The organism is Pseudomonas sp. S2_B10 (assembly GCF_054668425.1).
Genome location: NZ_CP162768.1, coordinates 1,570,190 through 1,588,458, shown reverse-complemented (window position 1 = coordinate 1,588,458; position 18,269 = coordinate 1,570,190). Strand labels below are relative to the sequence as shown.

The following is an 18,269-nucleotide window of genomic DNA, read 5'->3' as shown; positions in this document are numbered from 1 at the left end:
GAGCAAGATCATGGCACTGAGTAATATTGGCGGGCTGCTGGAAAAACGTCGCTCGGCACTTCTTGAGTACTGCATCGGTCAAGTGGCCAATGATAAATACCCTTTTCTGAAAACACCTGAAGACTTGTTTGAATTGCTGCGCATGGATCCTCTGGATACTTATCAGGTCAAGAGTTCCAGAGTTGCCGAAGCGATAAGTTGTGTGCAGCAGTACATCCATGCGGTGTATCGAAAGCTGGAACCAGGATTCCGGGATCACGAGTTCGACAAGCGTCATCTGCGCGAATGGGAGATTTTCAGCAATTATCCCGACTGGACCGTGCCCCACCAGATTTCATGCTATGCGGAAAACTTCATCGTTCCATCGGTGCGATTGCGCAAAACCAGTCTGTTCAAGAATCTGGAAAACAACCTGAACCAGGCCCGTCTGGACAAAGATACCGTGCAGGCGGCGCTGCAGGATTATTTGCAGGCATTCGAACAAGTCTGCGATCTCGATGTGATCAGCTGTTTCATGGACGGCGTGACACCGGCCAAAGCTGATTACTACTTTCTGGGGCGGCAGCGGGTGCAGCCGTTCCAGTATTTCTGGCGCAAGGCCGAGATCGAACTGGGCGCAACCAGCGTTTCGGTCAATCCGGCGGTCTGGAGTGAATGGCAAGCCGTGGAAATCCCGACCGCCGATCAGGTGCTGGATATCCGCCCGGTGTTCTGGAATGGCCGGTTGTGTGTGGTCTGGGCCGAATGGCGCGACGCGGTAGTCGCGAGCGCAGCGGAGTCGCTCAGCCCGAGCAAACTGGTGATCAATCTGGCATTCATGAAGCAGAACGGGCAGTGGTCTGCGCCGTTGTGTGTGCACAGTTCAGAACACAAGGACGAGGGTTTGGCGAGCTCCAGACTGATTGCGACGGTGCAGGTCGATTATCTGAATCCGAAGGGCAAGTTGGGGATTTTACTGACGGGCAACCTATCTTCGCCATCCGCCAGTCTGCGGGTGCATGGTGTCTACGACGTTCTGATGCGCCCCCTTCTGGACGGTGGCGCATGGCTGGATCTGGCGCTTGAGGAGCGATTTGTCAGCAACGATACGGTTCAGCACCCACTGAACAGTCAGGTGACTGTTGTCACTCGCATACAGACCCATGGTTCCCTGACGCCCTATCTCGACCTGCACGTTATGGCAACGCGCGCGGATGACAAAGATGTGCTGACGGTGCAGGGTTTTTGCAGCCCCACGGGCCTGGACAGCGCTCGGTTGAAAATGGAGCTGCAAATTGCAGGTCTGCCTTCTGATAGTGACCCGCCGCCGATCCTCGAAGAACAGGATGCAGGCGGGGGCTGGGTAACTCAGTCGTGGACTTCCTCGCGGACGAAAGGCACCTGGCCCACGCCAGTCATTTTTTCATTCGCCTCTCCCACTTCCCCGACAGGACAGAAAGAGTTCGACCTGACGATTGTCGATCTCATGGATTTCGTCCCGCCAGCTCTGCACAAGAACAGTACCGACGGGGCACAGTTTCTTTCATTCAATCAAACTGGACTGGCGTTGAAATTCATTCGGCTCAATTCCTTGTTTGGCTCGGAACTGGTGAGATGCTCGAATATTTCCGTGGACGCCGTGCTGGACTGGTCCAACCAGTTCATTCGCGAGCCGTCGCCGATCGGCGCAGAGTTCGTTGAACCACCCAATGGTGCCTTCGACGGTGCCAATGGTCTGAACTTCTGGGAGCTGTTTTTTCACCTGCCGCATTTGATCGCCACCCGGTTGCGCGACGAAGAACGCTTTCAGGAAGCGCAGAGCTGGCTGCATTACGTATTCGATCCACAGGCCACCGCAGATCCGGCCAATCCGCCGGTTCCGATCGCGAACCCGAAACCGGCGTATTGGCGTTGCCGGCCTCTGGATATCGCAACAGCGCCGGGCAATCCAGGGTGGGAAATTCAGAATCCCCTCGATCCGGATGCCATTGGCTATGCCGCACCCGCACATTTTCAGATCCTGATGTTCACCGACTACGTAGAAAACCTGATGGCGTGGGGCGATTGGTATTACCGACAATTGACCCGTGACAGTCTGGTGGCCGCCAAGCTTTGCTATGTCCAGGCCGGGTTTCTGATGGGCAAGGCGCCCACCGCCGACACAGCGACTCGTTGGCAGACCGACACCGTGGAAAACCTCTTGGACAATTGCGAATCGCGACCCCTGCTTGAAGCGCTTGAAAAAACGCTGGATTTCAACCTGGCAGATTACCCGATCGCTTCCGACACCCCGCCGATCCTGGGTTTGTTGGCCTGCGAACCTTTTAGAATTCCGATCAATCAATCGCTGCTCGACCTGTTCGCAAAGCCGCAGCAACGCCTTGATAACCTGCGCAACAATCTCACGATCGATGGCAAACCGCTGGACGTGTTGCTGTTCAGCCCGATGACCGATCCCAGGCAATTGCTCCGCGATCTGGCCGCTGGTAGCGCGGCCGGGCCCAGACCGATGGGCGGGCGCCTGGTGGTCAATGCGTATCGCTGGCGGGTCACGTTCGAAGTCGCGTTGCGCGGGGTACAGAGCCTGCGGGATTTCGGCAGTCTGGTGCTGCGTCTGCTCAAGCAACGCGACCGTGCCGAGCAGGAAGAATCGCAGCAGAACCATTTGCTCGAGCTGGGTCGCTATGCCGAAACGGTACAGGAACAATCCATCGCCCAATTGGAGGCGAATGTCACAGCGCTGAAGCAGAGTCGGGCAATGGCGCAGGACCGGGCCGACGCCTATGCAATGCGTTACAGCGAAAACGTTTCGCCGATCGAGTATCAGGTCATGGCCAGTCTGCAGCAGTCGAAGACATCAGCACTGCAGGCCAAAGTTGTCAGGGTGGCAGGGGGCGTCATCGCGGCGTTGCCAAAAATCTATGGTACTTCCAACGGTGGCTTCAAACCCGAACACACTTTCGATGCGGTGGCTTTCGGCCTGGAGGTTTCTTCGTCATTGCTGCAAATCGACGCCGACCGACAGGCCACCACTGAAGGTTATCGCCGTCGCCGCAGTGAGTGGGCGCTGCAACGCGATCAGGCGCTGGCGGAGGTGGGCGCAATCGATGCGCAGATCGAAGCGCAAAGCCATGCGATCAACGCGGCGAGATCCAGCCTTGAACAGACGCTCAGGGCCAACAGCCAAGCGTTGACCATGTACAACTTCCTTAAAAAACGCGCGAGCAATGCCGAGCTGTTCGGCTGGATGCTTGGCCAGCTCAAGGCTCTGCACTATCAGGCGTACGACGCAGTCGTCAGCCTGTGCCTTAGTGCTCAGGCTTCACTGGCTGCCGAAACCGGGGATTATGATGCCCCCGTCCCTTTGCCTCAGGCCTGGCTCGATCACCGTTATGGTCTGGGCTCGGGTGAACAACTGCATATGTACCTGCTGGACCAGGAGCGCAGGCGCTTGCAAAGCTACGAGCGGCGGCCGGAACTGATCAAAACCATTTCCTTGCAGCAGTTGTACGACGACAGAATCGAGCCTCAAGAGGGCATAGCCAGCTGGGCAGATGCACACGCGCAATTGATGGCAACAGGTGTGTTGGAGTTCAGACTGACCCAGTTGTTGTTCGACCGTGATCATCCTGGCCATTTCTGCCGGCAGATCAGTTCGGTGGAAGTCGATCTGCCTGTGCTGGCCGGTCCCTACGAGGATGTGCGGGCAACGTTGCAGCAGATCAGTAGCGTGACCGCGACCCGACCGACCACACAGTCTGTGCAGTATTTGCATAAGCCCACCGCAATCGCACCTGGCGATCTGCTGTTCAACCTGCGCAGCGGTCAGCAGATCGTTTTGTCGGTCGGGCTTGGCGATAATGGCCAGACCCACCAGAAACCCGACGAAGGATTGCTCAACCCGTTTGAATACACGGGTGCCGTTTCCCATTGGCGGCTGAGTTTTCCTCGCCCGCTTAATCAGCCGCAAGCTGCAATGCTCAAATCCTTGACCAATATCATTCTTCGCGTGCGGTACTCCATCAAGGCCGGCGAGCCGACGTACGTCCAAAAGGTCACAGACCTGGTGACCGAGGCTGAAAACACCTACCTGGCGCGCCAACGCAACGGAGCCAGCGATCATGAATGAGCCCGTTGTGCAAAAAAATGAAAGCCTGCTGCTCAATGGTGACTTCAATGATCGGCTCAAAGAGTGGCGTACCAGCGGTAGGGTTGGCCTGGCGAGCGAGTTTTATGATGGCGAGTTAGTCAATTTCATGGAGGTCGGTGTCGGGGCTTCGGCCACACAGGAAGTCAAAGCTCCCAAAACCCCCGGTGCACAAGCCGGTTACGAACTGACGTTTTTATGTGAACTGCGGCCCGGCGTTTCATGGTCGGGCGAATCGGGCTGGTTGCACATCCGCAAGCGCGGTGAAGTGTTGATGAGCATCGAGCTCACGGCGCCAGAAGGTCGGAATCCGGAGCTCGAAAACGCCCGACCGCTGGCGGGACAGCCGCTTGAATTCAAGCCGCGCGCGTATCAACGGTCGCTGGATCAATTGGAATTCGTGAGCGATGACGCATTGAGCTTCGAGGTCAGCGGTGTCCCTGACAACACGGGCGACAATCGTTCGGCAATCTGCATCACTCGAATCGACCTGCAACTGAAGCTTGAACCGCTGCAACTGCAGACGGTGCGACTGGATAGCGAAGATCTGCCACCAGGCCAGACGTTATACCTTTGCCTGGGCGCTTCCCTTGGCGATGACCCGGACGACTCTCTGTTCATTCCCCACGGCCTGTCTTTTATTCCGGCAGACGGCAGCGCCTGGCTGGATACGAATATCGCATTGATCATTCACGGCAACCCGATGGAGTCAGTCAAGGCGACCCCCGACTGGGGCGCCTATCAACCGCTATTGTCGCAGTGGTCGCTCGATTGCCCGGATATGGGGGAGGAAAAGGCTCATGACTTCACGATAAGTCTGGTGAACCAGTACAACGCCGAGCCTTACACGATTGACGTATCGTTGGGGCATCATCGATTAGCGCTTCGCGAAGTACAGTGCGCGGCTTATTACCCGGTCCTGGAGTATGCGCAAAGCGTCCGTTTGGGTGTGCAGGTTCTCTCTTACTACACCAGTCAGGCGCTTGATGGCCGGGAAGTCAGGTGGACGACTGCCGGGCAAGGTGTGCTGGGCACCAGCATCACTGATGAACAAGGCTTGGTCTACTTCGATTTCGTTCCTGAGCAAGCAGGCGATTTCGTCCTCACAGCTTCGGTCGACAGTCCTTATTACCCTAGTGGCGAGGTGACTCTCGAGTTTTCGGTCACGGTGCTGGCGACCGATCCCTGGATGGACTTGCGTTGCGTTGTCGAATCGCAGGTAACCCTGTGGAGCGCGACCGGTTATCCCAATCGCGGCACTGATTACCCCTTCATTGTGCGCTTGCCCGCCGACAGCCCTTTGCTGGCGACTGATCTATCGCTGCACTGGAGCGGCGTCGGGCATGAAGAGCTGAAGGTCACGGTCAACCCGCCACTCCAGCAACCGGTCGCTTTCGATGGGGACGATAGTCTCTGGACGCTGGCCTGCGAGGACTGGCTGGACGGTCGCTTCGAACTGTCATTGGTCTGCTCGAAGCTGTTACTGCCATCGCCGCGTAAACCCATGTCGCTGGCGCGCAACAAGGTCAGGATCGCTGACACGCGCGGCCCGAATATTTCACCGGTTGTCGAGGACTCCGAAAAGACGTTGATGCGGGTGCAGGTGGTGCATGTCACTGACAAAGGTGCCGGTGAGCCAGTGATTGATGCAATCGTCGACTGGCAAACCCCCGAGGGCATTGTCGAGTCTCGTACCGGCAGTGGGGGCTGGGCCAGCCTGTATTACCGACCGTTGACGGCTTTGAGCAACGAGACGATTACCGCCAGTGTGAGTGCCTACGAAGGCGGACCGGCAGATGAACACTCATTTTCGGTCACGGCGTTTGCACGAGACGAATGGAAGGACAAGGTCAGCATCACGTTTGATGCCGTTCCGATTGCCCATGACGGAATCGCATGCAAGCGCGGCCAGAGGCATATCCTGACGGTCCGGGCATTAGCGGGCAGCCCGTTGATTGGCGAGGCAATTACGCTCGGATGGCGGAACGAAAATCCAGAGAACGGTCTGGCGGTGAGCGACCTTGACGTACCGAGAATATTGCGCGAAGGGGAAGATTTGAGTTGGTTGTTCAGCTCTGATCGTATCGAAAGTACCAGCAGTATTTTCGAGGTGAGTTTGCGCACCGACACTCTCACGAACAAGGATTTTTCTTGCCGACTGTTATCACCTGACCTCCATGAAGAAATGACCGTGGTCCTGGATCAGATGACCGATCTCAGGGGCCAGCCACTCTTTCCGTGTATCGGCGCTGTACATCGCTATATCTTCCGCACCAATGCGCTAAGCCCTTTAGTGGGTATTGCCATGGATCTGGTATGGAATGGAAGCCCGGCGGCAGAGCTCGGAATCGAATTGAGTCCACCCCGCGGAAGCGAAAATTTTGTGGATGACAGCGGGTTTATCTGGACGCTGGACTGTTCAAAAAGTACCAAACCCGGTGTCTTCGCACTTCGGTTCGTTATCGATACCCATGGTTTCAGCGACATCAATACGATGACCTTGGGCCACAATAAAATCACTATCGAAGACGCCCGTGCATCTGCGGTGGATCCGGTCATTGGGCAGGATCCTGCGTGGATGTGGCTGAAGGTACGCTCCCCTTATGGTCCCGACCTCGCTCTGGATCAAGTGCCTGTTCAATGGACAGGCGACGGCAGCACCGAAGAGCACAGGACGGCTGCCGATGGCTGGAGTGGTTTTCCCTTTGCGCCATCCACCGCAGGTGAACATGTGGTGACAGCGGCGGTTATCAGCCCTTATGACCGTTTTGAAGAGCGCCGAACCATGAAGGTTCTAGCGCTGGAAGGGGATCCCTGGGCCGGATTTGAATACAGTTTCGACTCCCAACCGTTTCAGCCACTGGGTCAAAGCGCTGAGTTCCCTCGGCGCAAGGGGCAGCACCAATTGCGCGTGAGTGCCCCGGCGGGCAGCGCGTTGTTTGACCATCACCTGACGCTGGGCATGACCGGCACCGGGCCGACGGAATTGGGCATGCGCTTCGAGGAGCCACGTCTGGGTGACCCCAGGCTTTTCTCGAGCGCTGGAATGACCTATCGGTTCAACGCGGGCGACATCAAGGACGGGCGTTTCGGCCTGCGCTTTTCCTCGGCGCGGTTGGCCAGGCTTTCTCCGGTTATTGCAATGTCGCTGGGGCAAGGCGCGCAGGTGGTAAAAATTGCGGATCGTTCACGCAGCAGTCAGACGCTGTTTTGGGGCGAGGCTGTATCTGAGCAGATCACCATTGTGTCGGGCATCAGTGGCAGACCGATGGTGGGGATGAAGGTTGTCTGGTGCAGTCCGGACCTTGGTGAGGTGACCACCACTACCAACTTCTACGGTGAAGCGCGGATACGGTTTGTGCCGACAACACCGGGTGCGGCGCAACTGACCGCCACGGTGGGCGATGCGCTGTATTCGGAGTCGATTTCTTTACCGTTTTTGCTGCACGAGCCCCGGGAGATCAAGGAACTGATCAGCGCTGATCCGAGCGGGTATCCGGGGCAGGTGATGACCGCGCAAGTCCTGGTAGTGTCAGCCAGTACCGCGCAACCCTTGGCCAATGTCGAAGTGATGTGGGAGTACGACCGCACCTCGCTGCCGACAACCCTGACGGATGCCGAAGGCAAGGCAACGGCGCGCATTGTCTTGGGAGGAGCAGGCGAGGCTGCATTGCGGGCGTCGGTAAAGGGTGGTTTGGCTGGCTGGGTGGTAAAAACGCTCTGGTTGACCGTCACTGAGTGTCCAGCAGCGGTGGAATCCGTTGTTGCGTCGCCTAATCCGGTTCCCTTGCAGACCTACGTCTCCATGACCGCGCTGATTGTGGCCAAGGAGGGGCGAGAGCCCATGCCCAGACGGAAAATCCTTGTTTCCACAAATGGAGCACCGTTCACTGAGTCGTTTACCGATCACCGCGGGCGATACCAGGCTCACTGGCGGCCGATGAACCTTACGGAGCAGATTTCGCTGGTCGTCAAAGTAGAAAACAGCGACGGCACTTCGGACAGCGGCGCTGTGTATGTTGCAGTCACCAACTGATCGAATCTGTCAGATCGCAGCGGTCTTTTTCCAGCTCATGTAACTTGTCACCAGTCCGGCCCCCAGCTCGGCGGGCCGAACATCCATCACTGCAACGCCATGAGCAGTCAGCCGCTCATGGAGTTGCGAGCGGGCATTGAGAAAATCGATGGTGCCGCAGTAGGCGAGTGCCTCGGGCAACGTTTGCACCGTGGTCTGGCGCAATGTATCCAACGCCTGTTCACGCAGGCTCGCCACCAGCACCCGATGTTGTGCGCTCAGGCGTTTGACTGCGGCCAGCAGTTGCTCGTCTTCATCGCGCAAATTGGTTACCAGCACTACCAGCGCCCGGCGCTTTTGGCGGGTTAATAGCTGGTTGGCGGCAGCCTGATAATCGGCGGGGCGCTGAGTGCTCCCAAGGTCATAAACAGCGTTGAGCAAGACATTCAGTTGGCCGCTGCCTTTGACCGGCGCGACATGGCGCGGCTTATCACCGGCAAAGGTACTCATGCCCACCGCATCCCCTTGGCGCAACGCCACATAACTGAGTAACAGGCAGGCATTGAGCGCGTGATCGAAGTGCGACAGCTCACCGTCCTGGCTGCGCATCTGCCGGCCGCAGTCGAGCATGAAAATGATCTGCTGATCTCTTTCGTCTTCGTACTCGCGGGCAATCGGTGTGCGCTGGCGGGCGGTGGCTTTCCAGTCGATCTGGCGCAGGCTGTCGCCCTCGCGAAATTCGCGCAACTGATGGAATTCCTGACCCTGACCGCGCCGTTGTCGCTGGCGCACGCCGAGCTGGCTGAGCCAGTTGTCGACGGCGCGCAACTCGCCGCCGTAAAGCCGGGCGAAGTCCGGGAAGACGCGGGTTTCGTCGCGGACGCTGAGCAGGCGTTTGCCGGACCATAATCCCAAAGGGCTGGGCAGGTTGACTTCGCACTGTTCGAAGCTGAAATGCCCGCGTTCGAGAGGGCGCAGACGGTAGCTGATCTGGCTGACATGGCCGGGTTGAAGCTCGACAAGCATCGGCAGATGGTCAAACGCCAGACCGTCGGGAACGTGGTCGAAGAGTCCAATGGCCAGTGGCTCGGCAAATTCATGGGCCACCTCCAGCTTCACCTCCGCCCAGCGCCCCAATGCCAGGCTGCCGGGCATCTGTCGCTTGATGCGCGGCGAGGGCAGGCGTCTGAGGCGCACAGCGTCGATCACCGCCAAGGCCAGCAGCGCCAGGAGCAAACCCCAGTTGATCGAAATCAGGCTGGACGGGAGGTCGATCTGCAACGCCTGCAACGCGCCGAGCACGATACTGATAACCACCAGCAGGGCCAGCCAGATCAGCAGCAGCCGAGACGGTTTCACAGGCGCGGCGCCGGCACTTGATCGAGCAATTGCGTGAGCACCTGATCGACCTGCAGGCCTTCGATATCCAGCTCCGGCGCGATGCGCACGCGATGACGCAACACCGCCAGCGCGCAGCCTTTGATGTCATCCGGGATTACAAACTCGCCGCCGCGCAACAACGCCCGGGCACGGGCACAGCGAACCAATGCAATCGAGGCGCGTGGCCCGGCGCCGAGGGTCAGCCCCGGCCAGGTGCGCGTGCTGCGCGCCAGGCGCACGGCGTAATCGAGGACCTGATCGTCCAGCGGCAAATCACTGGCGATGCGCTGCAAGGCTTGAACATCCTTGGCTTGCAAGACCGTGCGCAGCGGTTGCACATCGAGCATGTCGGCGCGGGTCGAACGACAGACCTGACGGACCATGTTCAGCTCCTGATCGGCGTCGGGGTAATCCATGCGCACCTTGAGCATGAAGCGGTCAAGCTCGGCTTCCGGCAGTGGATAGGTGCCTTCCTGTTCGATCGGATTCTGCGTCGCCAGCACCATGAACGGTTGCGCGATGGGCAGGGCGCGACCTTCGAGTGTCACCTGGCGCTCCTGCATGGCTTCGAGCAGCGCTGCCTGGGTTTTCGCCGGCGCGCGGTTGATCTCGTCGGCCAGCAGCAGGTTGGTGAACAGCGGGCCTTTGCGCAACTTGAACTGCTCGGTCTGCAAGTCATACACGGCGTGACCGGTGACGTCGCTGGGCATCAGATCAGGGGTGAACTGGATGCGCGCGAACTCGCCGCCGAAGCATCGCGCCAGTGCCCGCACCAGCAAGGTCTTGCCCAGGCCGGGCACGCCTTCAAGCAGCACGTGGCCGCCGGCAATCAGCGCGGTCAGCACGTCGTCGACCACTGCATCCTGGCCGATCAGCGCCTTGTTCAATTCGTTGCGCACCGCTTGCGCCAACTGGCTGGCACGCTGGCGCTGCTGGGCGGCGTGCGTCGCGCTGCCGGGCTCGATCTGTTCAGTCATAACGCGTTCCTCAAGGTTTGCAGATGAGCGACCTGACGGCTGAATTCGGCGCTGGACAAACGCTGCTTCGGTCGTGGGCTCAGGGCCTGGCTGATGGCGCGGGTGGGTTGCCGGGTCAGGCGCGATAACGCCAGCCATTGCTCGGCGACATTCAATTGATCGAAACCGGGATGGCGGCGGCGCGCGCGGCGCAGGATGTCTTGTTGCAAGGCTTGCAGCAGCGCCTGCTGGCCGTTGTGGCGCAGGAGGAAATCGGCACTGGCACGCAGATGCTCCAGCAGTTGGCGGCGACCCGCTGGCGCCGGCATTTGCACCGGGCCGTGACGCACGCCGGCCTGCCACAACCACAGGCCGATCAAGGCGAGCAGGGCGACGATGGCCTGCGGGAAGTAGCGCCAGAGCAACGTCCACAGACCATCGTGTGCGGTGTTGTAAATCAGCGTGACGTCGGTGTCGGCGCTCAGATACCAGAGCAGCCAGGCGTTGTCGTATTTGCCGATAGCCGGGGTTTTCCACAGCTCGGCATCGGTGACCACGGTGACCGTGCCGAGGCCGTACACCCGTTGCATCATGTGCGTGGCCTTGGCGCTGTTGGCCCAGGCTTGCGCGACATTGTTCGGGTCGTCGAGGTGGAAGTCGGTGTCGAAACCGGCGTAGGCCGGCGCGTCTTCATCTTCCAGATACAGTTTGGTCAGTTTCGGGAAGCGGTCCTTTTCCCCGTCCTCGGGAGGATCTTTCAAGTCCTTGCTCAGCGATTGGTGCAGTTGCACCTTGTCGAGCAGCAGATCATTGCTTTGCCCGGTTTGCGCATCCCACAACGATTCGGCGACGAACACCAGACGTCCTCCGGCGCGAGTCCAGTTCAGCACCTGATCGACTTCACGCGGCGTCATCCGTGCGCGCTCGCCGAACAACAACAAGGTGTGGCTGTGCGGATCAATCTGCGGCAGCACCGTCAAGGTCTCGGCGTGGCTGACCGCGAGGCCGCGCTCGCTCAGGAACATTTCTGCCGCAAGATAAGGATTGGCTTGCGCGGCAGGCGAGGGGCCGTGATCGATGACTTCCTGATAAGGGCGGGCTTTGAGGTAGAGGAACAGACTCAAGCCGCCAAGCAGCAAAAACGCCAGCGCAGCCAACGACCCGCCAATGCGCCGGTTCAATGCCCGGACCCTTTGCTGAACAATTCACGCCAGCCGTTACACAGCTCTGCTTGCAGGTGCGCGGCTGGAAGTCGGTGCCCGTAGGCCATGTTCTGCCAGTGAACAGTGAGGTTGCGGCTGTAGGCGAGCAGGTCCGGGCGTTGCAATTGCTCGATGCGGTTGAGGATCTGGCTCTCGGTGTCGGCGGCTTTGAGCGTCAGGTTGAAATCATGCAGCAGATGGCTGAGCAGGCCGCGATAGAGCAGGCCCAGCGCGGCGCGAGGTTCGCTCAGCCACAATTGTTCGGCACTGGCGGCGATGTCATCGGGAAGGGTTTCACGGTTCAGATCCAGCCCGAAGACGTGTGGCGGCGCCGGTGGTTTGCTGCGCGAGGGCAGGTTCGGGCGACGACTGACGAAGGCCCGGAGAAATTCGCGATAACGCCAGACCAGCCAGCCCAGCGCGGCAATCAGCGCGCCCCACAACAGCACTTCAATCACGTTCGCCAAGGCATCAAGGTGTCGACCGTCGAGCCAACCGAGAAGGGTTTTCAGCCACTGCGGAGCCTCACCCGGTTGCGCGTCCTTGGCCGGGCTTGCCGGGTCGTCTCCGAAACGATAGCGGGTGACGCTTTCCTTGTTCTTGAACGGCGGTTGTTCGAGCAGCGACTGGATGCTGTCGCGCGATGCCTGACTGGTCAGCGGCTGATTGAGCAACCGTGGAGCATCCGGCGTATCGCTGGCCCATACCGGTTGCAGGTTCGGCAGCAGCAGACACGCCGCCAGCAACACACCGAGCACGCTGCTGTTCAAACGCTGGCGCAAACGGCGGAAAACCAGCTCGATGTCCCAGGCTTCCAGTTGCGTGCGACGGTTCAGGTACAGGCTGAAGCCGCAGGCGACATACACCGGTCCCCAGGCCACCAGGATCAGCGCATAAAAAACGTTGGTCAGGTGCTCCAGCCAGCGCCAGTCCTGATCGGCGGCGAGCAGCAGCGACTGCCAGTCCCAGTCGGTTTCGATCTGCTGCGGCAAGAGCATGTAGAACAGCAGCATCAAGCCGATCCACAGTGCGGTTTCCAGATGCACGCCGATAATCGTCAGCCATTGCGCGGCGCCACCGTTGCGTTGCAGCAGCACCTGCAGACGTTGTTGTCTGGCCTCGCCATTCAGGCCTTCGAGTTGCGTCACCGGCAGCACAAAGCTGCGACTCAGACTCAGCCGTCGCCAGGTCAGACTGGCCAGCAGTTGCGGCTTGAGCAGGCGCGGCCACTCGCGCAAGGCTTGTCTGAGGGTTGGCGTTTCACCGAACAGCGCTTTGGAGAGGATGTACAGCGGCAGGCGTTCGTAGGCCGGTTTCAGCCACCAGAAAATGAACACCGCCAGTGATGGCCAATCCCACAGCAACAGGCTGAGCAGGGCGAACAGCGGCAGGGTGACGATCGCCCAACTGGTCATCAACAACCGGCGATGCTGCTGGCTCATCAACACGCCCAGGTCCATGGCTTCCCAGGTCGTGCGCGGGCGGATCACTACGCTGGCGTCACTCAGGCGCATGACGAATCCTTCCGGCCAACGACAGATAAACCGCGACGGCCAGCCACAGCGCGGCGCCGACGGCGTATTTGGTCAGCGGCGTGACACTGGTTTTCGACGACCAATAAGCCTCGATGAATGCTGCGATCAACAGGAACAACATCGCCCCACACACCAGCAACACGCTTTTGCGTGCGGCCAGACGCAGCGCCTCGCCCCATGTCAGACGTCCGGGGGCGATCAGCGCCCAGCCCAGCTTGAGGCCCGCCGCGCCGGCGAGGGCAATGGCGCTCAGTTCGAACGCACCGTGACCGATCACGAACGACCAGAAGGTCTGGCCGAAACCGATCTCGCTGAGATGCCCGGCCACCGCGCCGATGATCATGCCGTTGTAAAGCAGGAAAAAACCGCTGCCCACGCCCATCAGCAAACCGCTGGCGAACGTCTGAAAGGCGATGCCCGTGTTGTGCATCACGTAATAGCCGAACATTACCCAGTCTTCGCTGGCCGCACGTTCCGCCGAGCGGCCGAGGTGGCCGGCAACGGGGTCGTACATGCCTTGCATCTCGCGCACCTGCTCGGCCGGGATCAGGTTGTAGATCAGTTCCGGGAACAGATAAACCAGCACGCCAAAACCGATCAGGCTGCCGAAGAACAACAGGCTGGCGGCCGCAACGAAACGCCACTGTTCGCGCACCAGTCGCGGGAAGTCGGCGAGGATAAAGCTGATGATTTGCGCCCCGAGCCGACTGCGATGCCGATAGAGCTGTTGATGGCCGCGCAGTACTTGTTGTTGCAACGTATCGATCAGAAAGCTGCTGTAGCCGCGCGCCTGGGCCAGAGCCAGATGTTGGCAGAGACGCCGATAGGCCTTGGGAAAATCGCTGACTTGCGCTGTCTCCTTGCCTTTTTCCAGGCGTTCGAGCGCCACGGCGAAGCGCTCCCATTCGGCCTTGTGGCGACTTTCGAACAGGCTCTGCTTCATGCGCTCGGCCCCAACAGGCCGCGCGCGATGCCGTTGAGTTCAGACACGGCTTTGGGCGCAGAGATGTGCAACGGCTGCGCCAGCAATGCCGCCAGCTCGTTGACCCGTGCGGGAGAGAGCTCGGCCTGACGCTCGGCGAAACCGAGTACCGCGCGTTGTTCGCTCAAGGTCAGCGGAACGGGGCTGCGGCGAGGTTCAGCGTCAGGCAGTTGCGGGCGGCTCAGCGGGCGTTCGCTGTAAACCACCAAGGTGCCGGCGGCAATGTCGCCGAGGCGTTTGAAGGTTGGGTGTTGCAGGCAACTGAGCGCACCGAGGAAATAGCCGAAGGGCAGTAGATCGACAAAGCGCAGCAGGTTGCGCAATAGCGAGGCCGACCAGCCGATCGGCGTGCCGTCATCGTGCACCACGCGCAAACCCAGCCATTGCTTGCCCGGCGAACGGCCCTGACGCAGCACCTCGAACAGCACCATGTACCACCAGCTGATGGCAAACAGCAGCAAGGAACCGAGGCCCATGCCGAGCTTGCCGAGAAATGCCAGCGCGATAAACAGCACGCCGAGGATCAAGCCGCGAATGCCTAGATCGATGGCAAACGCCACGGCGCGCACCATCAACCCGGCGGGGCGCAGTGGCAGGTCGATGCCTTCCGGCGTTTCGACCTGATGCCGGGTATCCAGCGGTGCTTTCCTTCGCGGTGCTGTGGGCTCGAGCATGGGCTACCTGATGTTCGCCTGTTCGGGATGCAAGTGCGCCTGATGCTAGCAGCCTCTCGGGTGTGGGAGCGAGCCTGCTCGCGAATGTGGTGGATCAGTCAGCCTATGTGCACCTGACGGAAAGCCTTCGCGAGCAGGCTCGCTCCCACAAGGGCAATGCATTCCAGTTGTAGGAATCTGGAGAAATTGCTGTTCGAGGGCGACCAGGCTGGCCGTGGCAACCCTGAAACGCCTAGACTTCGCCGATCTTCTGTTCAGGATTCGCCCGTGACTTCAATCTTCTGGTACGACTACGAAACCACTGGCATCAATCCGCGCAACGACCGTCCGCTGCAGGTGGCCGGGATTCGCACTGACCACGCGCTCAACGAAATCGACGAGCCGGTCAATCTCTATTGCCAGCCCAGCGAGGACATCCTGCCGCACCCGGCGGCGTGCGCGATCACCGGCATCACCCCGGGCCAGCTCGCTGAAAAAGGCTTGAGCGAAGCCGATTTCATGACCCGCGTGCATGCGCAACTGGCCGCTCCGGGGACCTGTGGCGCCGGTTACAACACCTTGCGTTTCGACGACGAAATGACCCGCTACAGCCTGTATCGCAATTTCTTCGACCCCTATGCCCGTGAATGGCAGGGTGGCAACAGTCGCTGGGATCTGATTGATGTGGTGCGCGCCGCTTACGCATTGCGCCCCGATGGTCTGGTCTGGCCGACCGATGATGAAGGCCGCGTGACCCTCAAGCTCGAACGTCTCACGGCGGCCAACAATATCGATCACGGCCATGCCCACGAGGCGCTGTCGGATGTGCGCGCCACCATCGCGTTGGCGCGGCTGATTCGCGAGAAACAACCCAAGCTCTACGAGTGGCTGTTCCAGTTGCGCAGCAAACAGAAGGTGATGGATCAGATCCGCCTGTTGCAGCCACTGGTGCATGTGTCCGGGCGTTTCTCGGCGGCGCGCAGTTATGTCGGCGTGGTGTTGCCGCTGGCCTGGCACCCGAAAAATCGCAACGCCTTGATCGTCTGTGATCTGCATCTTGATCCGCAGGGGTTGCTGGACCTCGATGCGCAAGCCTTGCGTCAGCGTCTTTATACCCGTCGCGATGAGTTGGCCGAAGGTGAGTTGCCGGTGCCGCTCAAACTGATTCATATCAATCGCTGCCCGGTTGTAGCGCCGCTGGCGGTATTGCGCGCACAAGACCAGCAGCGCCTTGGGCTGGACATGGCGCTTTATCATGAGCGGGCAGTGCGACTAACTGACGCACAACAAGTCTGGAAAGATAAAGTCGCGGCGATTTATGCCAGCGAAGATTTCACGCCCAACGAAGATCCCGAGCAGCAGTTGTACGATGGATTTATCGGTGATCGAGATCGTCGTTTATGCGAACAAGTTCGAACGGCGGATCCTGCGCAGTTGGCGCAAGAGCAGTGGCCTTTCGATGATGAACGTTTGCCTGAATTACTTTTTCGATATCGAGCACGCAACTTTCCGGACACCCTGGACGTGGCCGAGCAAGAGCGCTGGAAATTATTTTGTCAGCAGCGCCTTACGCAACCTGAGGCCGGTGCGCCGAATACCGTGCAGTCATTTATCGAGGCGGCAGAGCAATGGTCGCTTAGTGCGACGCCAATGCAGCGAGAGGTACTCAATGACTGGCAGAATTATGTCCAGGCATTACGCAAACGTTTGAATCTATGAAATCGAACATACCCGTAATTAATCTGCGGGCATAAAAAAACGCCAGCGCTAGCTGGCGTTCTTTTGTTCGCGGATCGCTCTGCGAAGGTGTTGCGGCTTAGCCCAGCAGGGTAGCCCAGCCTTCAACCACGTCGCCGCCCCACTTGGCTTTCCACTCTTTCAGAGTCTTGTGGTTGCCACCTTTGGTTTCGATGACTTCACCGTTGTGCGGGTTTTTGTATTGCTTAACTTTGCGTGCACGCTTGGTGCCGGTAGTTTTCACTGCGCCGCCGCGTGGAGCCTTGGATTTGGCTTCCGGATCCAGCAGCGCGATGATGTCACGCAGGGACTTGGAGTATTCACCCATCAGCGTGCGCAGTTTGCCTTCGAATTCCAGTTCGGCTTGCAGTTTGTCGTCTTCGGACAGGTTCTTCAGACGGGCTTGCAGCTCTTTGATGGCTTCTTCGGTGGCGCGATATTCGTTGATCAAGGACATGAGTACTACCTTTTGTAGAATGCTGAATGACAGGGGACAGTGCCGCAATAATAGTCAGGCTGTTTCATCAAGTAAACATTTAGATCGGCTTTTTATTTAAATGAGTTACAGGAATTAGCCGCGCTTTGAATGTTCCGTTAAATAATGTGATGCAGTCAGCACAGATATTTACAGTTGTCTGACAAAAGCCCCGCTAAAGCGTCACGGTCTTGACGTAAGACCTGCGTCAGAAAGCCGTTTGACCATGCTTTGTCCCACCCGGCACGTATGCGTACTGCAGTTTTCCTGCGCAGTCGCTAGAATGGCGACCTTTGTGAAGTTCTGGAGTTTCCCCCTCATGCGCACTTTTCGGCTGGTGATCTCTTGCCCGGACCGCGTTGGCATCGTTGCCAAAGTCAGTAATTTTCTGGCCTCTCATAATGGCTGGATCACCGAAGCGAGCCACCACTCTGACAATCAAGTGGGCTGGTTCTTCATGCGTCACGAAATCCGTGCCGATTCCCTGCCGTTCGGTATTGAAGAATTGCGCGAGAAGTTCGCGCCGATCGCCGAAGAGTTCTCGATGGACTGGCGCATCACCGACACCGAACAGAAAAAACGCGTGGTGCTGATGGCCAGCCGCGAATCCCACTGCCTGGCCGACCTGCTGCACCGCTGGCACAGCGATGAACTGGATTGCGAAATCGCCTGCGTGATCTCCAACCATGACGACCTGCGCAGCATGGTCGAGTGGCACGGCATCCCTTACTACCACGTGCCGGTCAATCCGCAGGACAAGCAACCAGCATTCGACGAAGTATCGCGGCTGGTCAAACAGCACGACGCCGAAGTGGTGGTGCTGGCGCGCTACATGCAGATCCTGCCGCCGGACATGTGCCGCGAATACGCGCACAAAGTCATCAACATTCACCACAGCTTCCTGCCATCGTTCGTCGGCGCCAAGCCGTATCACCAGGCGTCCCTGCGCGGCGTCAAGCTGATCGGCGCGACCTGCCACTATGTCACTGAAGAGCTGGACGCCGGCCCGATCATCGAGCAGGACGTGGTGCGTGTCAGCCACAGCGACAGCATCGAAGACATGGTGCGTTTCGGCCGTGACGTCGAGAAGATGGTGCTGGCCCGTGGTCTGCGTTATCACCTGGAAGACCGCGTGCTGGTGCACGGCAACAAGACAGTCGTGTTCTGATCGAGCACGACACGCTTGAAAAACCAAGGGCCTAGGCGTT

11 protein-coding genes are annotated in these 18,269 nt (G+C 59.2%); 4 read left to right on the top strand and 7 right to left on the bottom strand.

The features are described from left to right. Positions 1-10 precede the first annotated feature (10 nt). Positions 11-4,108, top strand: coding sequence for a Tc toxin subunit A-related protein (locus tag AB4O45_RS07025; RefSeq protein WP_460161236.1), 4,098 nt, complete (start codon positions 11-13; stop codon positions 4,106-4,108). Continuing rightward, the gene (locus tag AB4O45_RS07020) at positions 4,101-8,162 is read left to right on the top strand and encodes an Ig-like domain-containing protein (protein ID WP_460161235.1); all 4,062 of its coding nucleotides are present in this window, start codon (positions 4,101-4,103) and stop codon (positions 8,160-8,162) included. Before AB4O45_RS07025 ends, AB4O45_RS07020 begins: the two co-directional genes overlap by 8 nt. Before the next feature lie 9 nt (positions 8,163-8,171). On the opposite strand, the gene AB4O45_RS07015 is transcribed toward AB4O45_RS07020, so the two are convergent. Genes AB4O45_RS07015 through AB4O45_RS06990 form a run of 6 tightly spaced genes read right to left on the bottom strand, consistent with a single transcriptional unit; the run spans position 8,172 to position 14,870 of the window. Further along, positions 8,172-9,500, bottom strand: a complete 1,329-nt coding sequence (locus AB4O45_RS07015) for a DUF58 domain-containing protein (protein ID WP_406227253.1) — start codon at positions 9,498-9,500, stop codon at positions 8,172-8,174. Continuing rightward, entirely contained in the window at positions 9,497-10,498 is a 1,002-nt protein-coding gene (locus AB4O45_RS07010) for an AAA family ATPase (RefSeq protein ID WP_133339789.1), read from the bottom strand. The genes AB4O45_RS07015 and AB4O45_RS07010 overlap by 4 nt, the downstream gene beginning before the upstream one ends. Further along, entirely contained in the window at positions 10,495-11,658 is a 1,164-nt protein-coding gene (locus tag AB4O45_RS07005; protein WP_460094844.1) for a DUF4350 domain-containing protein, read from the bottom strand. Before AB4O45_RS07005 ends, AB4O45_RS07010 begins: the two co-directional genes overlap by 4 nt. Beyond that, complete coding sequence (locus tag AB4O45_RS07000; RefSeq protein WP_305381427.1) at positions 11,655-13,193, bottom strand: DUF4129 domain-containing protein; 1,539 nt, start codon at positions 13,191-13,193, stop codon at positions 11,655-11,657. The genes AB4O45_RS07005 and AB4O45_RS07000 overlap by 4 nt, the downstream gene beginning before the upstream one ends. After that, the gene (locus AB4O45_RS06995; protein WP_406227250.1) at positions 13,180-14,157 is read right to left on the bottom strand and encodes a stage II sporulation protein M; all 978 of its coding nucleotides are present in this window, start codon (positions 14,155-14,157) and stop codon (positions 13,180-13,182) included. Before AB4O45_RS06995 ends, AB4O45_RS07000 begins: the two co-directional genes overlap by 14 nt. Further along, positions 14,154-14,870 (bottom strand): RDD family protein, encoded by a 717-nt coding sequence (locus AB4O45_RS06990; protein WP_041479810.1) that lies wholly within the window; start codon positions 14,868-14,870, stop codon positions 14,154-14,156. The genes AB4O45_RS06995 and AB4O45_RS06990 overlap by 4 nt, the downstream gene beginning before the upstream one ends. A 267-nt stretch (positions 14,871-15,137) precedes the next feature. Here AB4O45_RS06990 and sbcB point away from each other — a divergent pair, with 267 nt between their 5' ends. Further along, a complete protein-coding gene (gene sbcB, locus AB4O45_RS06985) occupies positions 15,138-16,568 on the top strand; it encodes an exodeoxyribonuclease I (protein ID WP_323621628.1) in 1,431 nt (476 codons plus the stop codon). Between the two features lie 97 nt (positions 16,569-16,665). On the opposite strand, the gene mvaT is transcribed toward sbcB, so the two are convergent. Then, positions 16,666-17,043 (bottom strand): histone-like nucleoid-structuring protein MvaT, encoded by a 378-nt coding sequence (gene mvaT, locus AB4O45_RS06980; protein ID WP_016773476.1) that lies wholly within the window; start codon positions 17,041-17,043, stop codon positions 16,666-16,668. A 337-nt stretch (positions 17,044-17,380) separates the two neighbouring features. On the opposite strand from mvaT, the gene purU reads away from it, so the two are divergent. Next, complete coding sequence (gene purU / locus AB4O45_RS06975; protein WP_041479808.1) at positions 17,381-18,229, top strand: formyltetrahydrofolate deformylase; 849 nt, start codon at positions 17,381-17,383, stop codon at positions 18,227-18,229. The last annotated feature ends 40 nt before the right edge of the window (positions 18,230-18,269 follow it).